4 protein-coding genes are annotated in these 10,866 nt (G+C 59.9%); 2 read left to right on the top strand and 2 right to left on the bottom strand.

Features of this window, described 5'->3' with window-relative positions; genetic code table 11:
- Positions 1-45: 45 nt before the first annotated feature.
- A complete protein-coding gene (locus tag ACLQI9_RS15415; RefSeq protein ID WP_442380375.1) occupies positions 46-5,673 on the bottom strand; it encodes a type I polyketide synthase in 5,628 nt (1,875 codons plus the stop codon).
- 454 nt (positions 5,674-6,127) lie between these two features.
- On the bottom strand, positions 6,128-7,897 hold the full coding sequence (locus ACLQI9_RS15420) for an NAD(P)/FAD-dependent oxidoreductase (protein WP_442380377.1): 1,770 nt from the start codon (positions 7,895-7,897) through the stop codon (positions 6,128-6,130).
- Positions 7,898-8,193: 296 nt separating this feature from the next.
- Between ACLQI9_RS15420 and ACLQI9_RS15425 the strand changes: the two genes are divergently transcribed.
- Together ACLQI9_RS15425 and ACLQI9_RS15430 are read left to right on the top strand one after the other, a co-directional pair.
- On the top strand, positions 8,194-9,519 hold the full coding sequence (locus ACLQI9_RS15425) for a cation:proton antiporter (RefSeq protein ID WP_442380379.1): 1,326 nt from the start codon (positions 8,194-8,196) through the stop codon (positions 9,517-9,519).
- 614 nt (positions 9,520-10,133) lie between these two features.
- The coding region (locus ACLQI9_RS15430) for a flavin-containing monooxygenase (protein ID WP_442391868.1) at positions 10,134-10,866 on the top strand (733 nt) is incomplete at its 3' end.

Raw genomic sequence — 10,866 nt, forward strand, 5'->3', positions numbered from 1 at the left:
CTTCGCGTAGCAAGCTATGCAGGAAGCGAGGATGCGGTACGGAATTCACGAGTGCGCCTCCCCTGCTTCCTGCTCGATAGGTTGTCTCTCAAGTTCGGCCAGCACGTCCCGCAGCTCGGCCTCAGATAACTGTTCAATCAGGCGGTCGACGTTGTCATCAGCTGGGGCGGGCTCTGATCGCTGTTCGGTGACCGCGGCGGGGTCGTCGTCGGCTAATCGAAGGTCGGCGAGTATTCGCCCGGCCAGTGAATTGACGGTGACGCCTCTGAGTAGTTCTAGCAGCGGAAGATCAATCGCGAACATCGCATTGATCCGAATTCTGAAATCCATCGCCATCAGTGAGTCCAAGCCAAGGTCGTCGAGGGCGTCGTCGGATCCGATGTCGCTAACGGCGAGCTCAAAGACCGCGGCAACGATTTGCCGAACATGGCTTGTGACAACGTCGAGCCTGTCAGCTTCCGGGCATCCCGAGAGCAACTCAAGTATCGACGATGCTGCATCGGTGGGATCGGGCGAATTCTCGGCTGTTCCCAGTTCGGAAAACATCGGTGGCAGCTGTCCGCCGAGCCCGACGCGGCGGGCCTGCATCCAGTCGGCGCTGATAGCGATGACGTTGGGTGTCTTTTGATTGATAAGCCGATCGAGGATGCCGGTGCCCGCTGCGGGCGTAATGAGCTCGATTCCCCGTTGCGCGTAAATTTTCTCCAGCTTAAGTTTCTCGACCATTCCCACCGACCATGGGCCCCACCCGATCGTGAGAGCAGGCAGACCCTGGGCCTGTCGATAATGCGCGAAGACGTCGAGGAATGCGTTGGCGGCGGCATAGTTGCCTTGACCAGGCGAGGCGATGACCGACCCCGCGGACCCGAACATGACGAAGAATTCCAGATCGTGTCCTTTGAACGTGTTGTGCAGCACGCGAGCACCGCTGATTTTCGGAGCCATGACTTCGGTAAACTCGGCTTCGGTCATGTTCACAAGAAGTCGGTCGTCGACAGATCCAGCGGCGTGGACGACTCCGCGTACCGGTCGGCCTCCTGCTCGGATGTGGTTACTCAACCAATTTTTCACCTGATCGCCGTCGGTGACATCGACAGTGGCGGTGGTTACTTCAGCGCCGAGGTGTTCGATCTTTCGGATCGCGCTGACGGTGGCGTGATGCTCGTCGTCGTGAGGTAGCAGCGACCAGCGGTCTCTCGGCGAGATCTGGCTTCGGCAGAGCAGTGCAATATGACGTGCCCCGCGTTCTGCGAGGTACGTGGCTACGATGCGGCCAAGCGCTCCGGCCCCACCGGTCACAACGTAGGTCGCGTCGGGGGTGAGTTTGGTCGGGAAAGCCGTCGTCAAGCTCCTGCTCGGGCGAAGCCGCGGAACGAATGTGTCGTGGCCGCGGATGGCGATCTGATCCTCGGCGTCGTCAGCGAGAATGTGCTCGCAGATACGCACAGCAGTCTCAGCGCGGTCGTCGGCGTCGTCAATGTCGATCAGCCCGCCCCATCGATCGACGAATTCCTGGTGGCCGATGACTCGGCCCAGCCCCCAAATGGCGGCCTGTTCGACGGCAAGTGCTTCGGTTCCAAGAGCCGGTTGCGCGTTGGCGGTAACCAAGTAGAGGCGGGGCTGGACACTGTCGCGGTCCGCCAAGGCCTTTGCAAGATGCAGGATCGTGAAGACACCTATCTGGTCGTTCATTTCGGCGGCGTCTATATCCGCGCGCTGAGCATCGCGGCCTTCGTGCTCGGTTGGTTCTGAAAGGCGTGAGTGGTCGACAGGCTCGGCGCAAATGTCCAACGGCCAGCAGTTGACGATGCCAGCGAGGCTGTCTTCTTTGTCGAGGTGCGCGTCGAGCAGCTGGTGTAGTTGCCGGGGCTGCCCCGGGTTAAGCGCGTACCCGTCGTCGATTTCTGTTAACGCGGTGACGGGCTGATGGACGACCGTTCGGACACGGTGGCCGCTGCGGCGCAGTTGCTCCGCGATCATTGCCCCCACACCGGTGGCCTCAACGAAGATGAGCCAGGACAAGCCGTCTGGTGAAATCGCCGTCCCACGCTGATCGTGGTGAATCTGGGAGTGTGCGACCCATTCAATCTCATACAGCCCCTTGTCCACCCGTTCGGCGGACAGGCGAGATGACGCGGTCAGTGATCGCAACGTGAAGCCGGTGAACGTGGCGAGCGGCTCTCCGTCGTCGCCGGTGATCGTGATGTTGCTTTCGATCTCGTCTTTGGTGGCCGACACCACACAGACGTGGGCGGTCATGTTTTCTTCGGGCGCGCGATAGATGGCGCTTTGCCGGATTCGAGTGGGAAGGTAGGGGCTTTCGTCTGCGTCACGTCCGACAAACGTTGTGCCAATGAGTGTTTGGAAGGCACCGTCGATGAGCGCTGGGTGGAATCGGTATCGATCAAGTTCGTCGGTGATCTGTGCAGGAATGGCGATGTGAGCGACCGCCCAGCCATCTCCTGACGTGATACCGGTGATGGTCTGGAATGCGTCACCGTACGCGAACCCGACGGCTCGGGTGCGGGCGTAGAACTCACCGCCGTCAATCGCGGTGACCTGTTCCGCGCCGCGTTGAGTATCGCCGTGGTCGGGCGGCCTTGACAGTGTGTTGAGTTCCGCGGTCGCCGTTATCGTCCACGTCAAGTCACCCGCAGCTGTAGCTGCGAACGCGGCGAATTCTAAAGTGCCCGTGTCCCGGTTGAGCGTGGTCCTCAGCACGGGGTCGCAGGTGTCGTCGAGGATCAGGGCGCGATGAAGCGTCAGGTTGTCCACACTGTAGTTGGTTGATCCGTAGATGGCTTTCCCAGCGGCCAGGGCCATCTCGATGTAGACCGCCCCGGGTACAAGAGTGCTTCCAAGGACTTGGTGATCGGCGAGGAAGGGGGCTATGGCCGTGCTTAACTCGACTTCCCAGGTCGGATGCACGGCGCTCACCGGTTGGCCCAGCAGCGAATGCACGGGTTTGTAATGTAAGTCCTCGGCCGCTTCCTGGGTTTCGTTCCAGAAACGCCTTGATTGCCAAGGGTACAACGGAAGCTTCAGCAGTTGTGCCTTCTTGCGGGGGTATAGCGCGTCCCATGCGATCGGGTGGCCGTGGCAGTGCAGTGCGCCAACGCAGTTCATCAGCGTACGACCATCGTCGTCATTGCGTCGCTGGCTCGCCAAGACGACAACGTCGGTCTTTTGGGCTCCGGCGATTTCGATAATCGATGCCCCGAGAACGGGATGTGGGCTCAGCTCGACGAAGTGGGTATATCCATCATCGATCATCCGGCGGACGGTGGGTTCGAAAAGCACTGTAGTGCGGGTATTTTGCCACCAGTAGTCGGCGCCGGCAGGGTATCCGTTCAACCGTTCGCCGGTGACCGTGGAGTACAACGGGATCGTCGCCGCACCGGGCGATAGCCACTCCAACGCGCTGTAGAGGTCATCTTTCACCGTGTCCATGTAGTGGGTGTGGTACGGCACCTTCACGGCGAGAAACCGATTGAAGATCTCGAGCTTCTCTAGTTGGCGGGCGATGTCGTCAAGGGCGTCGCTATCGCCGGCGACAGTCACCGCCGACGGGCTGTTGATCGCGGCGATCGAAACACTTCGCCCGATTTCATCGAGTGTTCTGTCATCGATCGTCTGCATGAACGACTCGGCGCTCAGACCGACGGCGAGCATGCGGCCCAGTCCGCTTGTGCGTTGCTGCAGGCAACTTCGGTGGTAAATCACATGAATCGCTTGCTCAAAGGGGAGGACACCGGCGAGATAGTGGGCGGCCACCTCACCGGCACTGTGTCCAGTCACCGCGTCGGGGTTGATGCCGAACTGTTTGAGCTGTGCGGCGAGTGCTATCTGAATGGCGAAGTTGGCCGGTTGCGCTACATCTGTCTCAGCCATCCGAGAGCGGGTTTCATCGGTTCGAAGCTCGTCGACCAAAGACCAGTTCGTGTAACGGGACAGCTCGCGATCACTTCGCAGGATGCTCTCGGTGAAAGCGGGATAGACGTCAAGCAGTCCCCGGCACATTTTCCACCATTGCGGGCCCATGCCAGTACAGACGAATGCCAACTTAGGCACCGTCGGGTTTGTGCGGCCCGCGGGGATCGCCCCTTCGTCGGCGAGGGCTTGAAGTTGTTCTCGCGCCTCGGTAATGCTGTCTGCGACGAGCGTACGGCGATAGCTCAGATGAGAGCGGCGCTGACTGAGGGTGTAGCCAAAGTCGAGGAGTGTGACGTCGGGGTGCGCGCCCAAGTGCTCAGCCAACTGGTGGGCCGTCGCCGTCAACGCTTCCTCGGTGCGCGCCGAGATCGGCAAGACGGCCAGCGGCAGCAGCTGACAACGGTTCGGAGCGGTCACCCGGACCGGGGCGGGGGGCTCAGCGAGCACGACGTGGGCATTGGTGCCGCCGAAACCAAACGAGTTGACCCCTGCAATGCGTCGCTTGCTGTCGGGAAAGTGGCGACCGGTTCGTGGAATGTTAATACTCCAGTCCCCCAGAGGAATCTGACCGCTGAGGTTTTTCAGATGCAGGTTCGCTGGGATGTACCCGTGTTTGAGCACTAACGCTGTTTTGATCAGTCCGGCCACCCCCGCGCCGGCTTCGAGGTGGCCGATGTTGGTTTTGACCGATCCGATCAGCAGTGGATTTGTAGCTGCCCGTTGTGACGCGAGCGCATTGGCCAGAGCCCGGACCTCGACGGGGTCACCGACAGGAGTTCCGGTGCCGTGCGCCTCCACATACCCGACTTCGTTGGGGTGAACGCCCGCTCGTCGTAGGGCGGTTGTAATCGCTGCTTCTTGCGCTTCGGCGCTGGGTACGGTGATGCTGTCAGTGTGACCGTCTTGTGACACCGCGCTGCCAAGAATCTGAGCGTAGATGTCATCGCCATCGCGTAGCGCCTGCTCGAGAGGTTTGATGACGACGACCGCGCCACCTTCTCCCCGTGCGTAACCGTCAGCGGACTCGTCGAACGCCTTGCATCGGCCATCTGGACTGAGGAATCCGCTCTTTGATTCCGCGATCGCGGTGTTGGGGCCGATCATGATGTTGACCCCACCGGCAAGTGCAAGCGCGCATTCGCCATTCCAGATGCTCTGCGCTGCAAGGTGTACCGCGACGAGCGAGCTTGAGCAGGCCGTGTCGATTGTCATGCTCGGTCCGTGGAAATCAAACGCAAACGAGATCCGGTTCGCCAGCATGGTCATCATCATTCCTGTGGCGGAATGGGTTTTGAGTCGATAACGGCTGGTGCGACCTTGATTTTGCAAGAGTTGGTAGTCGAGGGTGAAACCGCCGATGAACACACCGACGTCGGTGCCAGCGAGACCGTCCGCGGATATTCCGCCGTCTTCCAAAGCTTCCCACGTGGTCCGCAGCAAAAGGCGCTGCTGCGGATCGAGCAAGTTGGCCTCTCGGGGGGAGATACCGAAAAATTGAGGGTCGAATTGATCGATCTCACTGAGGAACCCGCCTCGACGAGTAATCATTTTGCCGAGTTTTGCCGGGTTCGGGTCGTAGTATCGTGCCGCGTTCCAACGTGTTTCAGGGACTATCCGCGTGGCATCGGTTTCACTACACAGCAAATTCCAGTAGCTCTCCGAGGTATGGGCACCGCCCGGAAAGTGGCACCCAATACCGACGATCGCCAAGGGCTCGCGAGGGCCGTGTTCGGCAAGCATTTTCGTCCTTTCGCCCTAACAACCTGGCGTCAGTCCACTGGGGAGCGCAGCCAAGAGTGCGTTTCGCGATCTAGCGATGAGGAGGCCGGGGCGTGTTGATGGCGACGTGATTCGCGCCCCCGCGACGAAGACCATGCCGGTTTCCGGGTTCGTCGCGCCGATGGCGACGTCTTCGGTTCCCCTGGCACGTAGCAACGAGAATCGCGGCCGTCGCTTCGACTGCGAACTCGGACGTGTCGCAGGGCTATAGATCGCCGCGTCGTTTCGGCAGGAGGGCTGCCATACATTCGGTGTTCGCCAACGTGGCGATTCTTCTCGTCGACCGCTTCGACAGGCCCGGTAGCAGGGTATGCAACAACGACTACAGAGCCGGCCCGAGGCTGCACAAGCGGCCGCCGATCGTTCCGACGACATCTTGTGGCCAGGCACTGGCCAGCATGAATCCTGTAGCTTTTCAACTGAATTCGAGTGCAGGTGTGGCGCCGAGAATCCACTCTTGGCTGATCGGGCTGATGGTTTGCTCGTGGCGGTAGATGGATCGGAGTTCTCGCAAAAAGGATTCTCGTTGCCACGCCTGCACCTGCCGCATGACATCGTCTTCGGAAAACGTGCGACATTTTTCCGTGAGTACGATCTCGATCAGCTGGCCCGCCAACTGATGCAGCAGCCGGACATTCGCGTCGAATTGTGCGGTGAACTCCACGGCTTTCCCCATCATCGCGGTGTGCAGCGTCACCATGAAGTTCAACGGCGAGTAGAGATCGACAAATTGTGCTGCGGGACGCGCGCTCTCGACTGAAGCCCATTCTCGGAAGAATTGTTGCATGCGGTTACTGAGCTCGATGAGACCCTGCAGGTGTGGCACCACCTCAGGGTCGTCGGCGACAGTGACAAACCGACCGTTGCTGTAGAGAAAACCTAGAAAGCCCCAATAAAACGCGATGTCCCAGATCACTTTGGCCGACATGACAGCAGGCGAGCCCATGAGACTGTATTGGTTGCAGTACACGTTCAGCCACATGTCGGTAAGGGAGCGAAAGAGAGAATCGCTTATCCCAGACCGTGCCACGACATCTTCACCGTCGAGTTGACGGGTAATCATGTCGGTGATGAGGCCATTGCCGATTGCGATGAGGTCCAGTCCCGATGAATACAAGGGATCCAGGAAGATTCCGGAATCCCCTGTGAGACACCAACGGTCACGGGCGTCGTACACCTTCGTGGCGCTGTGACTGTAGTGTTTCATCACCCTGAAGTCCTTGATCAGGTGTTCGTGCTCTGCCAGGACCGCAGCGCACTGCGGTTCGTACTCGCAGAGCCACGATTGCGCTTTGGCGAGCGTGTTGAACCGGTCGAACGCATGGTATGCAGGGTCGGCAACGATGCCGACGCTGGTGGATCCGGATGCAAGCCGGATCAGCCAAACCCAATAACCCTCACCCATCAAGTGGTTGGTGGACAGCGCACGGTCGCCCTCGACGAGGCGCGCCTTCCAACTCGGGTCATCGCTCCACTGGCCGATGTTGATTTCAACCGCGACACGCAACCACACAGCATTGCAGTTGTGGTCATTGGTGCGCTTCAGGTCCAACTGTCGGGGCAGCGTCCGGTTCCGCCCTGATGCATCGACGACCCAACGAGCCGTCGTGTGAGTGGTTGTGCTACCGCGCTGAACGGAAAGAGTGTGTGGGCGATCCCCGAGACCGAATTCGACGGATCGGACTCGGCCAGAGGTGATTTCTACACCTCCCGACAGGCAACGTCGGTTGAGCTCGTTCTCCAGCCTGCCGCGGTCGATTTGATAGGTCACCTGAGGTGTAAATGACGAGCTGCCCAGTTCCGTCCGTTGGGCGATATCGGTGTTCCCGCCGTGTGAGAAAAACATTCGCAACCCCATTTTGCGGATCTGCGAAGTGTGCAAATGGTCGGCCAGTCCAAGGCGATCCCGCAGGTAGTGCGCGGCAATCTCGACCGTCGACTCGCCGACCGTATGGGTGATCTCAGGCACCGGGTGAGCAGTTGGCTCGATGATGAGAATCCGCGTTCGCGGCCGCACGCGGCGAATCTCTAGCGCCAGAGTGAGGGCCGCCACCCCGCCTCCAACGATCGTGACATCGTGATCCGGGCCGGCGGTTTCGGCATCCAGCAGGTGCGTCTTTATTTTCTGCGCCAAGGCCTGCCGTGCCTCGAAGCTCAGTTGCGACAGCTCCGTTTGAACGTCCACACATGCACCTCCTTCTAGTCAGATAGACGCGGTTACTTAATATTTAAGGACGCTACACTAACTCCGGTCTCTGGCAAGCGGAGAACTGCAGAGCCAGGCTGCCCAAGGTTCCGGCAGAAGGGTTGATGAGACATGTGCCTAGTCGTCAACGGCATTCCGCGCAAGGACTCCGGGGATGCTGCCGATCTGTGCGGATGGACCTGGCTCCCCGGACTGCCGGTCCCGCCCAACGACGAAATCGACCGAAGCTACCGGCCTCTCAACCCATCCGTGCCTTAAGCCTTAGGACCTAACCCATGCCCACAGCAACTGCCGTCCATTTCTTCCTCGAACTGGCCGTCATTCTCGGAACTTGCCGGTTCGTAGGGCTAGCGTCACAACGTCTCGGACAACCGCAAGTCGTCGGCGAAATGGTTGCCGGCGTACTTCTTGGGCCCTCACTGCTAGGCCGCATAGCACCCGACGTACAACATCACTTATTTCCCGCAGGACCAGCAAACATCGTGCTTTACACCATGGCGCAGATCGGCCTGGTGCTTTACATGTTTCTCATCGGCCTCAACTTCGACGTCAACCTGATCAAACATCGTGTCAGCACTGCGGCTGCGGTATCGGCAGCAGGCATCCTCACGCCGCTCGCTCTGGGAGCGCTCGTCGCTGTGCCCCTGTCAGCAGGCGGAATCTATTTCGACAAAAGCGTCACACTCGTCATGGCAATGATGTTCCTAGGCGCGTCGATCGCGACTACCGCATTTCCCATGCTCGCCCGAATCATCTACGAACGACAGCTTTCCGGAACGTCTTTGGGCACGCTCGCGTTGGCGTGTGGCGCAACTGACGATGCGCTGTCTTGGTGCATCCTGGCAACGGTGCTCGCCGTTCACCGTGGTAACGCCGCCTTGGCCGCTACAGCAATAGCCGGCGGAATCTTGTACGCGCTGCTGCTCCTAACAATCGGACGCAGAGCTTTGCATGTCCTCGGTACGATATCCGAACGCCGAAACACGATCACCGCACCAGTGCTGAGCACAGTACTGATTCTGCTGATGACATGCTCCTGGTTCACAGACAGCATTGGTATCTACGCTATATTTGGCGCATTCATCCTCGGTGTCGCCATGCCGTCCGGCTTGTTTGCGCAACACCTCACCACGAGCCTCGAACCACTCGTAACCACCTTTCTGCTACCACTATTCTTCGTCTACTCAGGGCTGAACACCCAGATCGGCCTCGTGAACGGCCCAACGCTGTGGGCGGTGACCCTGGGGATACTCACAGTCTCGATCGCAGGGAAAGGAATCGCGTGCACGTTAGCTGCGCGGCTGAAAAAAGTCCCCCTCCGCGAATCTGTCGCGCTGGGATCATTGATGAATGCCCGCGGACTAATTGAACTCATTCTGCTCAACATCGGACTTGAAGCCGGCATCATCACTCCTACGCTCTTCAGCATGCTGGTCTTGGTAGCCATCGTCACCACACTGATGGCCACACCGATATTCGAGCTCGTTTATGGACGACACTTAAAGATGTCGCAGAACAGCCAGATGGGGTCAGGCCACGCGGGGACATACCCCCATGGGACGTTGACCGAATCCGCCGACGTTTCCCCCGCACGAACCTGACGCGTGTGGTCGTCGCGCCTTGAATCCAGAGGTCTCGCCGGGCGACCGACCTGGGAACCTCCCACGGGGACATCGCGGGCCGGCTACACGCCAATGCCGTCGGCGCTGTTCTTCGAGCCCTGCCGATCCCGAACGCGCATCGCATCCTCAACGCGAAAGGGCAGCGATCAGCCGGATTCGCGTTCCCCGTCGCGCAAACAGATGATCCGGTGGAGTTGTTGAAGAAGGTATCCGATTTTCGAACGGCCGTGCCGATCCCCAGCAGCGATGGCACCCAACCGACGATTAATGGCTCGCGTCGCCAGTCGAAAGGACTCACCAGCACGTTCTCTGTGGAGCTGCCAGGAATCGAACCTGTCACTCTACCAGGGCTTTTGCTTCCTGAACTGCCGGTTCGTTCCGATTCGGCCCAGTTCAGTACAACTCGTTACCTGCGGTTTCGTTCTCGGGCGTTGACGGCGTCAAGAGCATCAGCCGCTCTTGTCTTGATTACAACTGCGCTTTGCCGCTGCCCTCTTCGTGAGCGCAACCGTCTACGCCTCGTCCGATCGCCTGATCTGCGACGAACGGTCAAAGAGATCGCACCCGGATCCCAGCCATGCGACAGTTCCCCGATGACGAGAACTGTCGCCGTGATCGGGGCTGGACCCGGCGGGCTGATCGCGGCGCGCTGGCTGCTCTCGCAAGGATTCGAACCGACGATCTTCGAGCAGGGACCGAAGCTGGGCGGCCAGTGGACGGGACTCGTTGGCCGAAGCGGCGTTTGGCCGGCCATGCACACTAACACCAGTCGCATCATGACTGCCTTTAGCGACCTGGAGAACGACAGCGACCTCGTCTACCCATCAAACCGCGAGATTCTCGACTACTTGCATCGCTATGCCGACACCTTCGGCCTTACGTCACGCATCCGGTTCGACAATCGTGTCGAACTCCTCAGGCGAGACGATGCCGAATGGCTCGTCGGTCACGCCGGCATAGAGGAGAGCTTCGAACGAGTGGTCGTGGCGAGTGGCAGATTCCATGTCCCCGCCATCCCCCCTGTGCCGGGGCTCGACACGTTCGCAGGCTCGGCCGGAGCGATCTCCACCTACCACTACAGAGGGCCCGCTCCATATCAGAGCAAACGGGTTCTCGTGGCAGGCTGCGCTATCAGCGCCCTCGAGATCGCCGCGGAACTCGCCCAGCTCGGCGCAGCACGCGTTGTAGTAACTCAGCGGCGACAGAGGTACGTCCTACCGAAGTTCGCCGGCGGAGTCCCGTCCGATCACCGGATCTTCACGCGATACGGAACCCTCGCGAGCGAGACTCTCCCAGCAGCCGAGATCGACCGGCAGCTGAAGGAGA

The organism is Mycobacterium sp. (genome assembly GCF_052143115.1).
GTDB lineage: Bacteria > Actinomycetota > Actinomycetes > Mycobacteriales > Mycobacteriaceae > Mycobacterium.

Excerpts from the sequence above, each read along its gene's own strand:
- ACLQI9_RS15415 (WP_442380375.1), bottom strand. The coding sequence starts at position 5,673 with ATGCTTGCCGAACACGGCCCTCGCGAGCCCTTGGCGATCGTCGGTATT.
- ACLQI9_RS15425 (WP_442380379.1), top strand. The coding sequence starts at position 8,194 with ATGCCCACAGCAACTGCCGTCCATTTCTTCCTCGAACTGGCCGTCATT.